This window comes from Pantoea agglomerans (assembly GCF_021397715.1).
In the GTDB taxonomy this organism is placed as follows: Bacteria; Pseudomonadota; Gammaproteobacteria; order Enterobacterales; family Enterobacteriaceae; genus Pantoea; species Pantoea astica.
Map to the genome: position 1 here is coordinate 484,356 of NZ_CP090207.1, position 16,963 is coordinate 501,318.

The window sequence follows — 16,963 nt, forward strand, 5'->3', positions numbered from 1 at the left end:
CGCCAGCCGCAGGGCTGGCGCACAACAGTGGGAGAATCGGATGAAACAATATTTGCTGGCCCCTTCAATCCTTTCGGCGGATTTTGCTCGCCTGGGCGAAGATACCGCGAAAGCGCTGGAGGCCGGAGGCGACGTGGTTCACTTCGACGTGATGGATAACCACTATGTGCCCAACCTGACTATGGGACCGATGGTTCTGAAAGCGTTGCGCGACTATGGCATCACCGCACCCATCGATGTGCATCTGATGGTTAAGCCGGTCGATGCGTTGATCCCCGAGTTCGCCCGCGCCGGCGCGACCTACATTACTTTTCATCCTGAAGCCAGTGAACACGTCGATCGCACGCTGCAGCTGATTAAAGAGCATGGCTGTAAAGCCGGCCTGGTGTTCAATCCGGCGACTCCGCTGAGTTACCTCGATTACGTGATGGATAAGCTGGATATCATTTTGCTGATGTCGGTGAATCCGGGCTTTGGTGGCCAGTCGTTTATTCCCGGCACGCTGGATAAGCTGCGTGAAGCGCGCAAGCGTATCGACCAGAGCGGTTACAATATTCGTCTCGAAGTGGATGGCGGCGTGAAGATTGATAACATCGGTCAGATCGCGGCAGCAGGCGCCGACATGTTTGTCGCTGGTTCAGCCATCTTTGGTCACCCGGATTACAAAAAAGTGATCGACGAGATGCGCAACGAACTGGAGAAAGCCAATGGCTCCTTTCACTGATATCCGGGCGCTGGCGTTTGATCTCGATGGCACGTTGGTGGATAGCGCGCCAGGCCTTGCTGAAGCGATCGATCGGACGCTGAAAGATCTCAGCCTGCCGGTGGCCGGCCTTGAGCGCGTCTCGACCTGGATTGGCAACGGGGCTGATATCATGATGGCGCGCGCCCTGACTTACGCGCTGGGCCGTGAGCCGCAGCCGGACGAGCAGCATGATGCGCGAGCGCTGTTCGACAAACACTATGCCGACACGGTGGATGCGGGCAGCACGCTGTTCCCGCAGGTGAAGCAGACGCTGACTGCGCTGCAGGCCGCCGGTCTGCCGCTGGCGATTGTCACCAATAAGCCCACGCCGTTTGTCGCGCCACTGCTTCAGTCGCTTGGCATTGCGGATGCTTTTTCTCTGATCATCGGCGGTGACGATGTGCCGGTGAAGAAACCGCATCCGGCGGCGATCTTTATGGTGCTGGGCACCTTTGGTGTGCTGCCTGGCCAGCTGTTATTTGTTGGCGATTCGCGCAACGATATCCAGGCGGCTCAGGCGGCGGGCGTGCCAAATATTGGCATGACCTTTGGCTATAACTACGGTGAACCGATTGCCCGTAGCCAGCCCGATTTAACACTCGACTCTTTTGATCAACTTCTGCCCGCTCTCGGGTTGTAATTATCAGGAATTAAGTATGAAACCCATTGTTTTCAGCGGCGCACAGCCGTCCGGCGAACTGACCATTGGCAACTATATGGGTGCGCTGCGTCAGTGGGTGCAGATGCAGGATGATTTTCACTGCATTTATTGCATCGTCGATCTGCACGCCATTACCGTTCGTCAGGATCCCGTTGCGCTGCGTAAGGCAACGCTGGATACGCTGGCGCTCTATCTGGCCTGCGGTATCGATCCCGAAAAAAGCACCATCTTTGTCCAGTCGCACGTGCCAGAGCACACGCAGCTGAGCTGGATCCTTAACTGCTACGCCTATTTCGGTGAACTCAGCCGTATGACGCAGTTTAAGGATAAGTCAGCGCGTTACGAAGAGAACATCAATGCCGGTCTGTTCGACTATCCGGTGCTGATGGCGGCCGATATTCTGCTCTATCAGACCCATCAGGTACCGGTTGGCGAAGATCAGAAACAGCATCTGGAGCTGAGCCGCGATATCGCCCATCGCTTTAATGCGTTGTATGGCGACATTTTCAAAGTGCCAGAGCCGTTTATTCCGAAGTCAGGTGCGCGCGTGATGTCGCTGCTGGAACCGACGAAGAAGATGTCTAAGTCAGATGACAACCGTAACAACGTCATCGGTCTGCTGGAAGATCCGAAATCTGTCGTGAAGAAGATTAAACGCGCGGTAACCGACTCCGAAGAGCCGCCAGTGGTGCGCTATGACGTGAAAGAGAAAGCGGGCGTCTCTAACCTGCTGGATATCCTGTCGGGCGTGACCGGTAAAACCATCGTCGAGCTGGAGCAGGAGTTCGAAGGCAAGATGTATGGTCACCTGAAGGGCGCAGTAGCGGATGCGGTATCCGGTATGCTGACTGAGCTGCAGGAACGCTATCATCGCTTCCGCAACGACGATGCGTTGCTGGAGCAGGTGATGCGTGATGGCGCGGCGAAAGCCCGTGCGCAGGCGCAGGAAACGCTGAAGAAAGTCTACGAAGCCGTGGGTTTTGTTGCTATGCCGTAACGGCATCGCGGAGAGAAAAACGGCGGGCCTGTTGCCCGCCGTTTTTTATTGCTCAATCAAACCACGTTCTATGGATGTAATGCGCGTCAGTTAAGCGGCAGGTGATAACGCAGTCTGGTGCCGCTCAGGGGCTGGCGGTCCTCGCGCCGCTGCGCGGTACCTTCACTTCGTTCCTCTGCCTGACGGACCGCCGGGGATGGCACATCCTGTACCATCCCGTCTTTCGCCCGCGTCCTGCGGGCTCTCCTGGCTAATGTTCAGCGCTGCGGATTGCCTGCCCCTGATCGGCCCCAGCCTGCGCTGAAACTTCAGTACGTGTAGTTTAAAAGGGCATGAGAGCAGAGGCGCTCAGTCCCGCACTTCGGCACGCCTGCCCAGAAAAAAAGCTGCCACGTTTGACCGTGACAGCCTTTGCAAATTTAACCTTAACTGACGAGCATTACCTTCTATGGCCGTGGTTATTTACCGGCCGTATCCGCGTTAAAACCAGCGCAGCCTGTCACGCAGGCTCACCACGCTGCCAATGATCATCAGACCTGGACTGCTGACCTGCTGCGCCAGCGACGCCAGTTCGACCAGCGTGCCGGTGATCACTCGCTGGCGGGTGCTGGTGCCATTTTCCACCAGCGCCACCGGCATATCGCCTCGGATACCGTGCTGCAACAGCTGATGCTGAATTTCTGCGGCCTGTGCCAGACCCATGTAAAACACCAGCGTTTGTTGCTCCGCCGCCAGCGTCTGCCAGCAGAGCGAGCCCTCTTTCTGCACATGACCGGTGACCAGCCTGACGCTCTGAGCATGATCGCGATGGGTCAGGGGAATACCGCTGTAGGCGGCACAGCCCGAGGCCGCCGTGATGCCGGGCACTACGCTGAACGGAATCTGGTGCTGCGCCAGCAACTCCAGCTCTTCGCCACCGCGACCAAAAATAAAGGGATCGCCGCCTTTCAGCCGCACGACCCGTTTACCGCGTTGCGCCTGCTCCAGCAGCAGCTGATTAATCGCCTCCTGCGGGACGCAGTGATGACCGGCGCGCTTGCCGACAAAAATACGCTCGGCATCGCGTCGCACCAGGTTAAGCACTTCGTCAGAGACCAGCCGGTCATAGACCACGATATCCGCCTGCTGAATCTGCTGCAGTCCTTTCAGCGTCAGCAAGCCAGCATCGCCCGGACCGGCACCCACCAGCGTGACTTCGCCCTGGCTGGGCAAATCGGCTGCAAACAGCGCGTCAGTGAGCTGCTGCGCGCGTTCGTCGTCACCGTTGGCCAGGGTTTGTGCCAGCCGTTCACTGTTAAAAAAACGTTCCCAGAAGTGGCGACGCGCGGCAATTGACGCGAACTGCTGCTTCACTCGCACACGTAAACTGCCGGCCCGCTGCGCCAGCTGACCCAGATGTTGCGGCAGCATCGCTTCCAGCTTTTCCCGCAGTAAGCGAGCCAGCACCGGGGCGCGCCCGCCGGAAGAGACCGCCACCATCAGCGGTGAACGGTCAATGATGGACGGCATAATCGCGCTGGCCTGTTGCGGAGCATCGACCAGATTGCAGAAAATCCGCTGACGCTCAGCCACGTCGGCCACCTGTTGATTGACCGCATCGTCGTTGGTGGCGGCCACTACCAGCCAGCAATCGGTCAGCCAGAGTGGATCGAACTCGCCCGGTAACAGGGTGATGGCTTGCTGTTGCGCCCATTGCTGGAAGACAGGCGAGAAATCGCGGGCACCGACAAAAAGGTCGGCACCGGCCTCCAGCAGCAGGCGGGCTTTGCGCTCAGCCACTTCGCCGGCACCAACCAGCAGGCAACGTTTGCCCTGCAGGCGGCAAAACAGCGGAAAATAGTCCATACGCGGTCCTCTAAAAGTCCGCCAGCGGCGGACGGCAGACGGAGATCAGAGGAAAACTTCAACCTGGCCGGCATTCACCCGTACCGGCCAGCTGGCCACCGAGCGCGTTTCATCCTCCATGCAGTAGCCATCACGCAGCCGGAAATGCTGCTTTTTCAGCGGGCTGGCGACCCAGAGTTCCGCCTGATGTTCGGCGATGATGCCGCGTGACAGCACGCTGGCATCGGCAAACGGGTCGATATTACTGATGGCATAGAGTTGCTCGTCGTTGCGCGGACGAAAGATGGCAATCTGTTCGCCTTTCACCAGCGCGCAGACGCCGGTAGCGGGCAGGATTTGTGTCAGCTGACACACCGCATTCCACTGGCTCATTAGTCAGCCTCCTCAATCAGGGTCACGGCGATGCGTTCTTCCGGGCGAGCCGGGCGATGCTGATCGCGTTCGGCCACCACCTGTATCGCCGGATCGCGCTGCGGGGAATTGATAAAATGGGCAAAACGCGCCAGGCTGCTGCTCTCTTCCAGCGTGGTTTTCCATTCACAGCTGACGCTGGCGCGCAGCCGGTTCAGCTCCTGCTCCAGCTGGCTGTTCAGGCCGAGCTTATCGTCAACGATCACCTTACGCAGGTAGTCGATGCCGCCTTCGAGACTTTCCAGCCACAGCGACGTCCGCTGCAGGCGATCGGCAGTGCGGATATAGAACATCATGAAACGATCGAGATAGGCGATCAGGGTTTGCTGATCGAGATCGGCCGCCAGCAAATCACCGTGGCGCGGTTTCATGCCGCCGTTGCCGCAGACGTAGAGGTTCCAGCCTTTCTCGGTGGCGATGATGCCGACATCTTTACCCTGGGCTTCCGAACATTCACGGGTACAGCCGGAGACACCAAACTTCATTTTATGCGGGGTGCGGATGCCTTTATAGCGGTTCTCCAGCATCACGCCAAAACCCAGACTGTCGCCAACCCCGTAGCGACACCAGGCACTGCCGACACAGGTTTTCGCCATGCGTAACGCTTTTGCGTAGGCCTGGCCGGTCTCAAAGCCCGCAGCAATCAGCTGCGACCAGATAGCAGGCAGATCCTCTTTGCGCGCGCCAAACATGCCAATGCGCTGTGAACCGGTAATTTTGGTGTAGAGCTGATAGCGCTCGGCAATCTCGCCAATTACTTTCAATCCCTGTGGAGTGATCTCTCCGCCCGGCGAACGGGGAATCACCGAATAGGTGCCATCTTTCTGGATATTGCCGAGGTAGAGATCGTTACTGTCCTGCAACGGAGCGTGCTGCGGTTTGAGCACATACTCATTCCAGCACGACGCCAGCAGGGAACCAATCGTCGGTTTACACACTTCGCAGCCGTAGCCCTGACCATATTTCGCCAGCAGCTCGTCAAAGGTTTTGATCTCTTCAACCTGAATCAGGTGATACAGCTCCTGACGCGACCAGGCGAAGTGCTCGCAAAGATGGTTATTAACCTCAATTCCCTGGCGGCTGAGTTCACTGTTAAGTACCTGGGTGATCAGCGGGATACAGCCGCCGCAGCCGGTCCCGGCGCGGGTCGCGCTTTTCAGTGCCGCCACGGTATGACAGCCGCCCTGAACCGCGCTGATGATGTCGCCTTTGCTGACGTCAAAACAGGAGCAAATCTGCGCGCTGTCGGGCAGAGAATCGACCCCGATGGCCGGTTTTTCACCGCTGCCGGCCGGTAAAATCAGCGCTTCCGGATTAGCGGGCAGCGGGATGGCATTCAGTACCAGCTGCAGCAAATTGCCATAGTCGCTGGTGTCGCCCACCAGCACCGCGCCGAGTAAGGTTTGCTGGTCTTCACTGAGAATTAAGCGTTTATAGATCGATTTGCTCTCATCCAGCCATACCACACTGCGCGCGCCCGGCGTGGTGCCGCGTGCATCACCGATGCCGCCGACATCAACACCCAGCAATTTCAGTTTGGCGCTCATGTCGGCACCGGTGAAGGCGTTGTCACGGCCCAGCAGGGTATCGCTGGCCACCTGCGCCATTTTGTAGCCTGGCGCCACCAGTCCATAGACCCGATTCTGCCAGGCGGCGCATTCACCGATGGCATAGATGGCGTTATCGCTGGTCTGGCACTGGTCATTAATGGCGATGCCGCCGCGCGGCCCCAGCGCTAATCCACACTGCTTCGCCAGCTTGTCCTGCGGCCGGATACCGGTCGAGAAGACGATAAAATCGACCTCCAGCTCGCTGCCATCGGCAAACTGTAAGGTTTTTCCGCCCTGTTCATGATGGTGGATCTGCTGGGTATTTTTACCGGTATGGACGCGCACGCCCATCTGCTCAATTTTACGGCGAAGCTGCTCACCGCCTTGCTGATCGAGCTGCTCTGCCATCAGTACCGGCGCGAACTCAATCACATGGGTTTCGATGCCGAGATTCTTCAGCGCGCCTGCCGCTTCCAGTCCCAGCAGTCCGCCGCCAATCACCGCGCCGCGTTTGCTGCGACGCGAACAGGCTTCGATAGCATTCAGATCTTCAATGGTGCGGTAGACGAAGCAGTCGCTGCCTTCTGCGCCCTTGATCGGCGGGATCCACGGATAAGATCCGGTGGCGAACACCAGCGTGTCGTAGTGCACCGCGCGGCCAGTATTGGAGTGAATCAGCTTCTCATCGCGATTAATGGTAATGGCGCGTTCACCCAGCAGCAGATTGACCTGATGCCGCTCGTAATACCCTTCGCGAACCAGGGAGAGCTCTTCGGCTGTGTGATGGGAGAAATAGGCGGAAAGGTGGACACGATCGTAGGCGACGCGCGGCTCTTCACAAAAGACGGTTAGCGAAAACTGGTCGGGTCCGGCTTTCTCAATCAGTTCCTCTATGAAGCGGTGACCGACCATGCCGTTACCGATAATGACGACATTGTGCTTGCTCATTTTTGCCTCAAACTTGTGATATCTGCGGCTACAATAGCGCGCCATTACGGACGCTTATTGATATACATCAACCGCCCTGCCATATACCTATTTAGAGGTATGTAGCTGATTTGAATTGAGTTTATTGAATGGGTCCGGCAGCGGAACAATCGGCGCTGATGCTGGCGGGGTGAATCGTGCTAGCTTTAACGTCAGACGTTTAACCGGAAAAGGAGCGGGCAATGATTTCACCTAAGTGGATCAATAACGTGCGTTTACCCTGTCGTGAGGGATTGTGGCAAATCGAGGTGGTGGACGGCAAGATTGCCCGTCTCTCCGCCCAGCCGCAGCAACCTACTCCCGCAGAAGCCTCGCTGGACGGGGAAGGCGGCCTGGCCTGCGCGCCGTTCATCGAGCCGCATATTCACCTCGATACTACCCAGACCGCCGGTGAGCCAGCCTGGAATCAGTCCGGCACGCTGTTTGAGGGCATTGAACGCTGGGCTGAGCGCAAGGCGATGCTTAGCCATCAGGACGTGAAGCAGCGGGCGTTACAGACCCTGAAATGGCAGATCGCCAATGGCATTCAGTTTGTCCGCACCCATGTCGATGTTTCCGACCCGACGCTGACTGCGTTAAAAGCGATGCTGGAGCTCAAAGCGGAGATGGCACCCTGGATAACCCTTCAGATTATCGCCTTTCCGCAAGAGGGGATTCTCTCTTATCCCAATGGTGAAGCGTTGCTGGAAGAGGCGCTGCGGCTCGGCGCAGATGGGGTCGGGGCCATTCCGCATTACGAGTTCACCCGCGAATATGGCGTTGAGTCGCTGCACAAAACGTTCGCGCTGGCCAATCGCTACGACAAGCTGATTGATGTCCACTGCGATGAGATTGACGATGAGCAGTCACGCTTTGTTGAAACCGTGGCGGCGCTGGCGCATCGTGACGGCAACGGGGCGCGGGTCACCGCCAGCCACACCACCGCCATGCACTCTTATAACGGTGCCTACACCTCACGGCTGTTCCGTCTGTTAAAACTGTCAGGTATTAATTTCGTCGCCAATCCGCTGGTCAATATTCACCTGCAGGGCCGGTTCGATCACTATCCTAAGCGGCGCGGTATTACGCGGGTGAAAGAGATGCTGGAGGCGGAGATTAACGTCTGCTTCGGCCATGACGACGTGTTCGATCCCTGGTATCCGCTTGGCACCGCGAACATGCTACAGGTGCTGCATATGGGGTTGCACGTCTGCCAGTTAATGGGTTACGAACAGATTGATGCGGGCCTGGATCTGATTACCCACAACAGTGCCAGAACCCTGCATCTGTCCGGCTATGGCATTGAGAGCGGCCACGAGGCCAGCCTGATCATTCTGCCTGCAGAGAGCGGTTTTGATGCGGTAAGACGGCAGGTTCCGGTGCGCTATTCGCTGCGGCGTGGCGAAGTGATTGCGGCGACCAGACCGGCAGAGAGTGAGATTTACTGGCGGGAGCAGGAGCGCGTCAACTTCCGGCGCTAATAAGAAGAGGGCGGCAAAATTTTGCCGCCCGGAGAGATTAATGAGTGACGTGACCGTGTGAGCGATGTTTCGTGACCAGTCCCAGCAGGACGCACATCACAAACACCACGGCATAGAGACCGTTAGCGGTGACCAGCGCAGTATGGACGCCGCTCTTCTCAACGATCGGCGCGGTAACCACAAAGGTCAGCATGGTGCCGACGGTGCCGCAGGTCAGAATAAAGTTCACCAGTTTTGGCGACGCCACTTTGGTCTGCAGCGAGCCGAGCGTAATGATGGTGGTGTAAATGGCGCTGGAGCTGAAGCCCAGCACCATAATGATCCACTTCAGCATACCGGCATCCTGACTGCTGACGAACCAGTACATCAGCAGCGTTGCCAGACCCGCCAGCACCATCAGGATACGTTGCAGGTCGAAGAAACGCAGCAGGAAGCTGAACGCCCACATCCCGACCATATAGGCGGTCCAGAAGCTGCCGACCAGCTGTCCGGCGTTATCAATGTTCATGCCCATGACTTTGGTAGCGTATTCCGGTACCCAGGAGATAAAGCCAAGCTGACCCAGGATGTAGCACAGCGCGGCAACCGCCAGCAGCAGCACACCAACGCCCCATTTTTCCTTTTCGACGGTCGGGCTGTTTTCCGGCTTGCGCAGCACTGGAAACTCAACAAACAGCGTCATGATGAAAATCGCCACATAGATGAAGCCAATGCAGACGTAAACCCAGTACCATGGCAGCTGACGCGCCAGCAGAATACCCGCCAGCACCGGAAACAGCGTGCCCGCCATGCTGAAGAAGGAGTCGGTAAACAGCAGACGTGAGCCGCGCTGACGACCTTCGTACATGTGGGTAATCAGGAAGGTCCCGATCGACATGGTAATGCCGCTGACCACGCCCAGCACGAACATGCAGAGCGAGAAGATGCTGAGATCGCGGCTGGTCATTAAGCCAATGATCGCCAGTACCATCAGGACGAAACCGAAAATCAGCTGGCGCTTGAGTGGCACAATCACCATCAGCCAGGCATTGAGGAAAACGGCGGCCAGAATCCCGCTGTTAAGGAAGGTGAAGGTATTACTCATGCTGGAGATGGGGATCTGGAAATCTTTCGCGATATCGCCCATTACCATGCCGGTAACGATCACCAGCGCGCCGGTAAGCGCATACGAGAAAAAGCTTATCCAGGTAAGGCCGATACGATTACGGTTTGTCATGTTCTGAACCTGTTGGGAAACCGGTGGCAAAAAGTGTCAGAAAGTGTAAACGGAACTGTGATCTTAATAAACAACCAGTGAAACTGGAGATCTACATTTCATGTGTTGTGTGATTTTAATCACGCAAAAGAGAGGGTTTGAAGCGCGCTGGCGCTTTTTTAGCCGCAGCGTAAATATAGGTAAAACGCTGGTGCTTGCATTACATGCTCTTTACAATCAATCACGTTTTTGAGCTAGCTCTCCAAGGTAAGGAATCTTTCATGTTTAAACGTACTTTAACAGCGGCAATTACCCTGTTAGCGCTCTCATCTGTTTCCGCCTCGGCTCTGGCCGCAAAAGGCGATACCCACGTCCTGCTCACCACCTCTGCCGGCAACATCGAACTCGAACTGAATAACCAGAAAGCGCCGGTTTCGGTGAAAAACTTCGTTGATTACGTCAACAATGGTTTCTACAACAACACCATTTTTCATCGCGTGATCCCGGGCTTTATGGTGCAGGGCGGCGGCTTTACCACCGACATGCAGCAGAAGCAGACCAATGCGCCAATCAAAAATGAGGCGGATAACGGCCTGCGCAACCTGCGTGGCACTATCTCTATGGCACGCACTGCCGATAAAGACAGCGCCACCAGCCAGTTCTTTCTCAACGTGGCCGATAACGCCTTCCTCGATCACGGTCAGCGTGATTTTGGCTATGCGGTCTTTGGTAAGATTGTGAAAGGTCAGGATGTGGCTGACAAAATTTCTCAGGTACCGACCAAAGATGTGGGTCCTTACCAGAATGTCCCGTCTAAACCGGTAGTTATCCTCTCCGCTAAAGTTCTGCCTTAACGGTCCGGTCGCCATCTGCGGATGGCGACACCTTCCCGCATCCGGCAAAGCCAGAATTTGCTCTTATACTTAGGGCAAAACCGGAGCAGGAGGCGGCATGGCCAACAAACTCACCGAAAAACAAAAGGCCACACTGTGGCAGCAGCGGCGTAGCGCCAGCTATCAGGCCAGTTGTCGGCTGGAAGGCTTCAGCCACAATGAACCTGCGCTAAAAGGCGATGAGGCGGCGGCGCGCCTGGCGTCGCTGAGGAGGCAATATGGTCTCTAATATCGCGGTCAGTCAGGATCCCTACCTGTGGCACAACGACAACGTGCTGAAGAATTTGCTCGATATTCATGACGCCGCCCAGCTGCGTAAAGCCGAGCTGAGTTTCAGCGCTGCCCGGCTGGCGACGCTGGAGTTAGGTCCGCGTAATGCCGGCTTTCCCTGGCTGCGGCTGATCCACCGTACGCTGTTCCAGGATGTTTACAGCTGGGCCGGTGAGCTGCGCACCATTGATATCTGGCGTGATGAGACACCCTTCTGTCACTTCGAATATATCGAAAAAGAGGGCAACGCCCTGATGGCGGCGCTGGAAGATGAGAACGGGCTGGCGGATCTGCCACGCGATGCGTTTGTGCAGCGCATTGCGCATTACTATTGCGAAATCAACGTGCTGCATCCTTTCCGTGAAGGGAATGGCCGGGCGCAACGCATCTTTTTCGAGCAGCTGGCGCTGCATGCGGGTTATCTGCTGGCGTGGGAAGCGATTGATGCCGAAAGCTGGCTGGCGGCGAATCAGGCCGGTGTCGCGGGTGACCTGCAGCCGCTGGAGCAGGTTTTTGCGAAAGTGGTGAGCGAGCCGGCGTAACCGCGTAGAATAGCGGCGCTGATAACCACCCTGGATTCGTCATGCTGCTGCTGATCGACAACTACGACTCGTTTACCTGGAATCTCTATCAATATTTCTGTGAGCTGGGCGCGCAGGTGCGGGTGGTGCGCAACGATGCCATCACCCTGCACCAGATGGATGCGCTGCCGCTGACCCATCTGGTGATTTCACCTGGACCCTGCACGCCCAACGAAGCCGGTATTTCACTGGCGGCGATTCGCCATTTCGCCGGGCGGCTGCCGGTGCTGGGTGTCTGTCTCGGACATCAGGCGATGGCTCAGGCCTGGGGCGGCGAAGTGGTGCGCGCCCGCCAGGTGATGCACGGTAAAACCTCGCTGATCCAGCACAGCAACAGTGGCGTGTTCCGCCAGCTCAACAACCCACTCACCGTCACCCGTTATCACTCATTAATCGTCAAACGCGATACGCTACCCGACGCCTTTGAAGTCACCGCCTGGAGCCTGCGTGACGGCCAGCCCGACGAGATCATGGGAATCCGCCATAAAACCCTGGCGCTGGAAGGGGTGCAATTCCATCCTGAAAGCATTCTCAGTGAGCAGGGACACCAGCTGCTGCACAATTTCCTGACGCAATAGTTTGCCTTTGAGTGATTTTTTATGCATATTTTGTGATTATTATTTCACAGCAGCACAACAATCACTCAAAGGGAGTCACTCATGGCAGCCGAAAAAATTGCGGTCACACGGGAAACGTTCGATAACGTTATTTTGCCTGTTTATGCACCAGCGCAGTTCGTGCCGGTGAAAGGCAAGGGCAGCCGAGTCTGGGATCAGCAGGGCAAAGAGTATATCGACTTTTCTGGCGGCATCGCGGTGACTGCGCTCGGCCATTGCCATCCTGCGCTGGTAGAGACGCTGAAAAGCCAGGGCGAAACCCTGTGGCATACCAGCAACGTCTTCACCAACGAACCGGCGCTGCGTCTCGCCAGTAAGCTCATCAGCGCCACCTTTGCCGATCGGGTGTTTTTCGCCAACTCCGGTGCCGAAGCGAATGAAGCGGCGTTTAAACTGGCGCGCTATTACGCCTGCAAACGTCACAGCCCGTTCAAGAGCAAGATCATCGCCTTCCACAACGCCTTTCATGGCCGGACGCTGTTTACCGTGACGGTCGGCGGGCAGCCAAAATATTCTGACGGATTCGGCCCTAAACCGGCCGATATCGTCCATGTTCCCTTTAATGACCTGGATGCGGTGAAAGCGGTTATCGACGATCACACCTGCGCTATCGTGGTTGAGCCGATTCAGGGCGAGGGCGGCGTCGTGCCCGCCACGCAGGAATTTATGCAGGGGCTGCGTGACCTGTGCGATCAGCATCAGGCGCTGCTGGTGCTGGATGAAGTGCAGAGCGGCATGGGACGCAGCGGCAAGCTGTTTGCCTATGAGCATTACGGTGTGCAGCCCGATATTCTGACCTCTGCCAAAGCGCTGGGCGGCGGTTTTCCGGTCAGCGCCATGCTGACCACTAACGAGATCGCCTCGACTATGGCACCCGGCGTGCACGGCACGACCTATGGCGGCAATCCGCTGGCCTGTGCCATTGCGGAAACGGCGCTGGATATTATCAATACCCCTGAGGTGCTGGAAGGCGTTGATCTCCGGCGTCAGCAGTTTGTCAGCGCGCTGCAGGCGATAGATGCAAAATACGATCTGTTCAGCGACATTCGTGGTAAAGGCCTGCTGATTGGCGCGGCGCTGAAGCCGCAACACGCCGGCAAGGCGCGTGACATTCTGAATGCCGCCGCCGCGGAAGGCGTGATGGTGCTGGTGGCTGGCACCGACGTGATGCGTTTCGCGCCTTCACTGATCATCGAGCCCGCCGATATCGAAGAGGGTATGCGCCGCTTTGCGACCGCCGTCGGCAAGGTGATCGCCGGCTGATTTAGTTTTTGCGTAACCGTCTGATCAGCCAGCGGCCATGCTGTGGTCGCTGGCTCCACGCCAGCGATGAAATGGTGTGCATCACGCTCAGATGATCCAGAATGCGGCGCACATGCTGCTCCAGCACCGTCACCGGCCCTTCATTAATATTTTCCAGCTCATCCAGCAGATTGACCTGCGAACTGGCACCATCATATTCCAGCCGCTGCTGGCAACGTTGCAGCGCAATTTCGCACGACTGCAGATAGCGCTCCGCCAGCGTGGCGGTCAGCATGGTATGTTCCCGCGCCAGTATCGTCATCGCATTGATGTGCTCAACAATGAACTGGCTATGGGTGACCCACAGCCGCATATCCTTGAGATACTGGGCGTTAAAAGCCGGTTCCTGCATCGCCTGGTTCAGGGAGTTAAACAGCGCATTGTGCGCCTGATTAACCCGCACCCGCTGATAAGCGAGCTTCTCCGGCGACTGTTCCGCGCCCAGCAGCAGCCGCAGCGCATCCTGGTAAGTTTCCAGCGCGTCATGGGCGTTCTGTCGCAGCAAGCCGCTCTGCCACTGCGGCCAGAGCCACAACATCCCGCCGAAGGCGATCAGGCAGCCCATCAGGGTATCCATCAGGCGCGGCAGCAGGAACTGCGCGCCATTCAGCGACAGCAGTTGCAGCGAGTAGACCGCCGTCACCGTGAAGCCAATCATCGACCAGCCGTAAAACTGGCGGGTAAAGCGGTAGCTGATAAAAGTGATCACCAGCATGATCATCAGCACCAGCGACTCCGGTACTGCGAGACGTAAGGTGGCGGCGGCAATCACCAGTCCGACAAAAGTGCCCAGCGCCCGGTGCTGAATACGAACCCGGGTGGCGCTATAGCCGTTCTGGCTGACGAACATAATGGTCATCAGAATCCAGTAGGGCTTCGGAATATTGAAAAACAGCGCCAGCGCACTGCCCAGCATCAGCATCACGGCAAAACGACCGGCGGTGCGCAGTGCAGACGAACGCCAGGAAAGATAACTGCGCAGCGCCGGCAGCAGCGGCAGACGGCGCTGGCGATCGGCCATCAGGTCACGCTGATAGAGCGGCTTTTGCGTACGCAGCACCCGCGCGATGCGGTTAAAGTGATAAAGACAGAAATTTCCCACCGGATTATCAGGATGCTGGCGGGCAATTTTTTCCAGCGCGCCGAGCTGCTTCTCCATGCCAAACCGATCGGGCAACTGGTGATAGAGAATGTTATCCGCCAGCACTCGTAAGCGGGCCGAGATGGTCTGAGCATTCCAGCGGATCACCGCTTCCGCATGGCTCTGCTCCACCAGTTTCTGCACCTCTTCCGGCTGATGCAGGCTGACCGAGATATGTTCCTGCAGATCCAGCGCCACCTGAAAAGCACGGGTCAGCCGCTTATGGCTGTGATCCCGACTGGCGGACAGCATGTGCATCTGCTGGTAACAGGTGGTGATCAGATCGACCACTTTTTGCTGACGCGCCAGCAGCGGCGGCAGGGCCTTTTCCGGATCGGTCAGCTGGGTCAGCAGGGTATATTTGGCGTCGCAATAGTTGGCCAGTTCACGGTAGATCAGGCTCAGGCTTTCGCGCATCGGCTGCTCTTTCCACAGCCAGAACCAGAACCAGTTAAACAGCCCGTACCACAGCGTGCCGCCGATATAGAGCAGCGGCGGTACGTAGATCGGCATACGGCCAATCAGACTCAGCGTGAAGATGGCGGCGATCAGCGAGCCCGGCAACAGACGGCCGTGCAACGGGCTAATTTCACCGGTGACGCCCAGCAGCAGCGGCATCGCGAACAGAATCAGCGGCAAAGGAATCGCGTGCAGCGTCAGCCACTGAATCAGAAAACTGCCGAGCGCAAACAGGCTGCCGCCAACAATCAGGCGTTTGAAGAAACGTTTATGCGGGGTATCCAGACCGGCGATATTGCAACAGGCGGGGACTAACGAGAACAGCAGACCTTTTTGCAGGTCGCCAGCCAGCCAGCCCAGCGCCACTGGCAGACAGAGCACCAGCGTTTGCCGCAAGGCATAATTGACTTCAGGATGGTAAATAATTCGACGCCACATCGGCCCAACACAAACAATAACGGCGCGATGTTGCCATCACGCCGTGGGTGACAGGAATTAGCGGGTGCCGTAAACGACGATGGTTTTGCCGTGTGCGGAGATCAGGTTCTGATCTTCCAGCATCTTCAAAATACGGCCCACGGTTTCACGTGAGCAACCAACGATTTGGCCAATTTCCTGACGAGTAATTTTAATTTGCATGCCGTCGGGATGCGTCATGGCGTCTGGCTGCTTCGCCAGGTTAAGCAGAGTCTGAGCAATGCGTCCGGTGACGTCGAGGAAAGCGAGGTTACCCACTTTTTCAGACGTAACCTGCAGGCGACGCGCCATCTGCGACGAGAGTCGCATCAGGATATCGGGGTTAACCTGGATCAGCTGACGGAATTTCTTGTAGGAAATCTCCGCCACTTCGCACGCGGTTTTCGCACGTACCCAGGCGCTGCGCTCCTGACCTTCTTCGAACAGGCCAAGCTCGCCAATAAAATCGCCCTGATTCAGGTAAGAAAGAATCATCTCTTTGCCTTCTTCATCTTTAATCAGAACCGCGACGGAACCTTTCACGATGTAGTAAAGCGTTTCTGCTTTTTCACCTTGGTGAATCAGCGTACTTTTGGATGGATACTTGTGAATATGGCAATGGGACAGGAACCATTCGAGTGTAGGGTCTGTTTGCGGTTTGCCGAGAACCATTCGCTATTATCCTCTGTTGTAATCGTGCCCAAAATACAGGGGGCAGTTTTCCCTGTCAGGCGATGAAAGCTTCAAGCGTTTCCCTTACAGGAAATTATTCGGGCTGCATTCGGCGCAGTGCGCATCATTCTTCCCGGCTTCGCCATCGGGTGACGAAAAATATTTTCAGCACTGTTTGTAGCACAGCTTTTGCCGACTGTCTTCTGTTGTCTCGCTTCAGCTAACAGCGGATTTCTCTGGATTGCTGTTTACCAGGCGAAAGCGTACTCTGACGGCAAAACCGCATATTCTGGAGCGAAAATCATGCAGGCAAGAGTGAAATGGGTAGAAGGGCTGACATTCCTCGGTGAGTCGTCGTCCGGCCATCAGGTATTAATGGATGGCAATTCGGGTGATAAAGCGCCCAGCCCAATGGAGATGGTGCTGATGGCGGCGGGCGGATGTAGCGCCATCGACGTGGTTTCAATTCTGCAAAAAGGCCGCAACGATGTGGCTGATTGTGAAGTGAAACTGACCTCAGAACGTCGTGAAGAGGCGCCGCGAATCTTTACGCACATCAACCTGCACTTTATCGTCAGCGGCAAAGCGCTCCAGGATAAAGCGGTCTCACGCGCGGTGGATCTTTCTGCAGAAAAATATTGCTCGGTTGCCATCATGCTGGGCAAAGGCGTCACCATTACCCACAGCTATGAAGTGATCGAACGCTGATCTCTGCGGGGGC

Annotated in this window: 16 protein-coding genes; 10 read left to right on the top strand and 6 right to left on the bottom strand. The window is 56.8% G+C overall.

The window, feature by feature from the left end; all coding sequences use genetic code 11:
• Positions 1-40: 40 nt before the first annotated feature.
• From rpe to trpS, 3 genes are read left to right on the top strand one after another with little or no spacing between them, the layout of a single operon-like run.
• Positions 41-724 (top strand): ribulose-phosphate 3-epimerase, encoded by a 684-nt coding sequence (gene rpe / locus LZU96_RS02290; protein WP_031376791.1) that lies wholly within the window; start codon positions 41-43, stop codon positions 722-724.
• A complete protein-coding gene (locus tag LZU96_RS02295) occupies positions 708-1,385 on the top strand; it encodes a phosphoglycolate phosphatase (RefSeq protein ID WP_233986929.1) in 678 nt (225 codons plus the stop codon). Before rpe ends, LZU96_RS02295 begins: the two co-directional genes overlap by 17 nt.
• Before the next feature lie 16 nt (positions 1,386-1,401).
• Positions 1,402-2,403, top strand: coding sequence for a tryptophan--tRNA ligase (gene trpS / locus LZU96_RS02300; protein ID WP_094120242.1), 1,002 nt, complete (start codon positions 1,402-1,404; stop codon positions 2,401-2,403).
• A gap of 480 nt (positions 2,404-2,883) precedes the next feature.
• Here the strand turns inward: trpS and cysG are convergent, their stop codons facing one another.
• Genes cysG through nirB form a run of 3 tightly spaced genes read right to left on the bottom strand, consistent with a single transcriptional unit; the run spans position 2,884 to position 7,157 of the window.
• The gene (gene cysG / locus LZU96_RS02305; protein WP_233986930.1) at positions 2,884-4,248 is read right to left on the bottom strand and encodes a siroheme synthase CysG; all 1,365 of its coding nucleotides are present in this window, start codon (positions 4,246-4,248) and stop codon (positions 2,884-2,886) included.
• Between the two features lie 45 nt (positions 4,249-4,293).
• The gene (nirD, locus tag LZU96_RS02310) at positions 4,294-4,620 is read right to left on the bottom strand and encodes a nitrite reductase small subunit NirD (RefSeq protein ID WP_233986931.1); all 327 of its coding nucleotides are present in this window, start codon (positions 4,618-4,620) and stop codon (positions 4,294-4,296) included.
• Entirely contained in the window at positions 4,620-7,157 is a 2,538-nt protein-coding gene (nirB, locus tag LZU96_RS02315; RefSeq protein WP_233986932.1) for a nitrite reductase large subunit NirB, read from the bottom strand. Before nirB ends, nirD begins: the two co-directional genes overlap by 1 nt.
• A gap of 221 nt (positions 7,158-7,378) precedes the next feature.
• Between nirB and LZU96_RS02320 the strand changes: the two genes are divergently transcribed.
• Positions 7,379-8,656, top strand: a complete 1,278-nt coding sequence (locus LZU96_RS02320; protein ID WP_233986933.1) for a cytosine deaminase — start codon at positions 7,379-7,381, stop codon at positions 8,654-8,656.
• Between the two features lie 37 nt (positions 8,657-8,693).
• Here LZU96_RS02320 and tsgA read toward each other — a convergent pair whose 3' ends face one another.
• A complete protein-coding gene (gene tsgA, locus LZU96_RS02325) occupies positions 8,694-9,872 on the bottom strand; it encodes an MFS transporter TsgA (RefSeq protein ID WP_031376798.1) in 1,179 nt (392 codons plus the stop codon).
• Positions 9,873-10,132: 260 nt separating this feature from the next.
• Here tsgA and ppiA point away from each other — a divergent pair, with 260 nt between their 5' ends.
• The 5 genes from ppiA to argD all read left to right on the top strand — a co-directional run bounded on the left by ppiA (position 10,133) and on the right by argD (position 13,475).
• Positions 10,133-10,705: a peptidylprolyl isomerase A gene (gene ppiA / locus LZU96_RS02330; RefSeq protein WP_094120247.1), complete on the top strand. Its 573-nt coding sequence runs from the start codon at positions 10,133-10,135 to the stop codon at positions 10,703-10,705.
• A 97-nt stretch (positions 10,706-10,802) separates the two neighbouring features.
• The gene (locus tag LZU96_RS02335; protein WP_233986934.1) at positions 10,803-10,973 is read left to right on the top strand and encodes a YhfG family protein; all 171 of its coding nucleotides are present in this window, start codon (positions 10,803-10,805) and stop codon (positions 10,971-10,973) included.
• Complete coding sequence (locus tag LZU96_RS02340) at positions 10,963-11,556, top strand: putative adenosine monophosphate-protein transferase Fic (protein WP_233986935.1); 594 nt, start codon at positions 10,963-10,965, stop codon at positions 11,554-11,556. The genes LZU96_RS02335 and LZU96_RS02340 overlap by 11 nt, the downstream gene beginning before the upstream one ends.
• A gap of 41 nt (positions 11,557-11,597) precedes the next feature.
• Positions 11,598-12,173 (top strand): aminodeoxychorismate synthase component II, encoded by a 576-nt coding sequence (locus tag LZU96_RS02345; protein WP_233986936.1) that lies wholly within the window; start codon positions 11,598-11,600, stop codon positions 12,171-12,173.
• A gap of 81 nt (positions 12,174-12,254) precedes the next feature.
• A complete protein-coding gene (gene argD / locus LZU96_RS02350) occupies positions 12,255-13,475 on the top strand; it encodes a bifunctional acetylornithine/succinyldiaminopimelate transaminase (protein WP_233986937.1) in 1,221 nt (406 codons plus the stop codon).
• Position 13,476: 1 nt separating this feature from the next.
• Here the strand turns inward: argD and LZU96_RS02355 are convergent, their stop codons facing one another.
• Both LZU96_RS02355 and crp read right to left on the bottom strand, forming a co-directional pair.
• Positions 13,477-15,552, bottom strand: coding sequence for a YccS/YhfK family putative transporter (locus tag LZU96_RS02355; RefSeq protein WP_233986938.1), 2,076 nt, complete (start codon positions 15,550-15,552; stop codon positions 13,477-13,479).
• A gap of 57 nt (positions 15,553-15,609) precedes the next feature.
• The gene (gene crp, locus LZU96_RS02360) at positions 15,610-16,242 is read right to left on the bottom strand and encodes a cAMP-activated global transcriptional regulator CRP (RefSeq protein ID WP_000242758.1); all 633 of its coding nucleotides are present in this window, start codon (positions 16,240-16,242) and stop codon (positions 15,610-15,612) included.
• 303 nt (positions 16,243-16,545) lie between these two features.
• On the opposite strand from crp, the gene LZU96_RS02365 reads away from it, so the two are divergent.
• A complete protein-coding gene (locus LZU96_RS02365) occupies positions 16,546-16,950 on the top strand; it encodes an OsmC family protein (RefSeq protein ID WP_094120252.1) in 405 nt (134 codons plus the stop codon).
• The last annotated feature ends 13 nt before the right edge of the window (positions 16,951-16,963 follow it).

What these genes read in the sequence shown, in the direction of transcription:
- rpe (WP_031376791.1), top strand. Translation starts at nt 41, where the DNA reads ATGAAACAATATTTGCTGGCCCCTTCAATCCTTTCGGCGGATTTTGCT.
- LZU96_RS02295 (WP_233986929.1), top strand. Translation starts at nt 708, where the DNA reads ATGGCTCCTTTCACTGATATCCGGGCGCTGGCGTTTGATCTCGATGGC.
- trpS (WP_094120242.1), top strand. Translation starts at nt 1,402, where the DNA reads ATGAAACCCATTGTTTTCAGCGGCGCACAGCCGTCCGGCGAACTGACC.
- cysG (WP_233986930.1), bottom strand. Translation starts at nt 4,248, where the DNA reads ATGGACTATTTTCCGCTGTTTTGCCGCCTGCAGGGCAAACGTTGCCTG.
- nirD (WP_233986931.1), bottom strand. Translation starts at nt 4,620, where the DNA reads ATGAGCCAGTGGAATGCGGTGTGTCAGCTGACACAAATCCTGCCCGCT.
- nirB (WP_233986932.1), bottom strand. Translation starts at nt 7,157, where the DNA reads ATGAGCAAGCACAATGTCGTCATTATCGGTAACGGCATGGTCGGTCAC.
- LZU96_RS02320 (WP_233986933.1), top strand. Translation starts at nt 7,379, where the DNA reads ATGATTTCACCTAAGTGGATCAATAACGTGCGTTTACCCTGTCGTGAG.
- tsgA (WP_031376798.1), bottom strand. Translation starts at nt 9,872, where the DNA reads ATGACAAACCGTAATCGTATCGGCCTTACCTGGATAAGCTTTTTCTCG.
- ppiA (WP_094120247.1), top strand. Translation starts at nt 10,133, where the DNA reads ATGTTTAAACGTACTTTAACAGCGGCAATTACCCTGTTAGCGCTCTCA.
- LZU96_RS02335 (WP_233986934.1), top strand. Translation starts at nt 10,803, where the DNA reads ATGGCCAACAAACTCACCGAAAAACAAAAGGCCACACTGTGGCAGCAG.
- LZU96_RS02340 (WP_233986935.1), top strand. Translation starts at nt 10,963, where the DNA reads ATGGTCTCTAATATCGCGGTCAGTCAGGATCCCTACCTGTGGCACAAC.
- LZU96_RS02345 (WP_233986936.1), top strand. Translation starts at nt 11,598, where the DNA reads ATGCTGCTGCTGATCGACAACTACGACTCGTTTACCTGGAATCTCTAT.
- argD (WP_233986937.1), top strand. Translation starts at nt 12,255, where the DNA reads ATGGCAGCCGAAAAAATTGCGGTCACACGGGAAACGTTCGATAACGTT.
- LZU96_RS02355 (WP_233986938.1), bottom strand. Translation starts at nt 15,552, where the DNA reads ATGTGGCGTCGAATTATTTACCATCCTGAAGTCAATTATGCCTTGCGG.
- crp (WP_000242758.1), bottom strand. Translation starts at nt 16,242, where the DNA reads ATGGTTCTCGGCAAACCGCAAACAGACCCTACACTCGAATGGTTCCTG.
- LZU96_RS02365 (WP_094120252.1), top strand. Translation starts at nt 16,546, where the DNA reads ATGCAGGCAAGAGTGAAATGGGTAGAAGGGCTGACATTCCTCGGTGAG.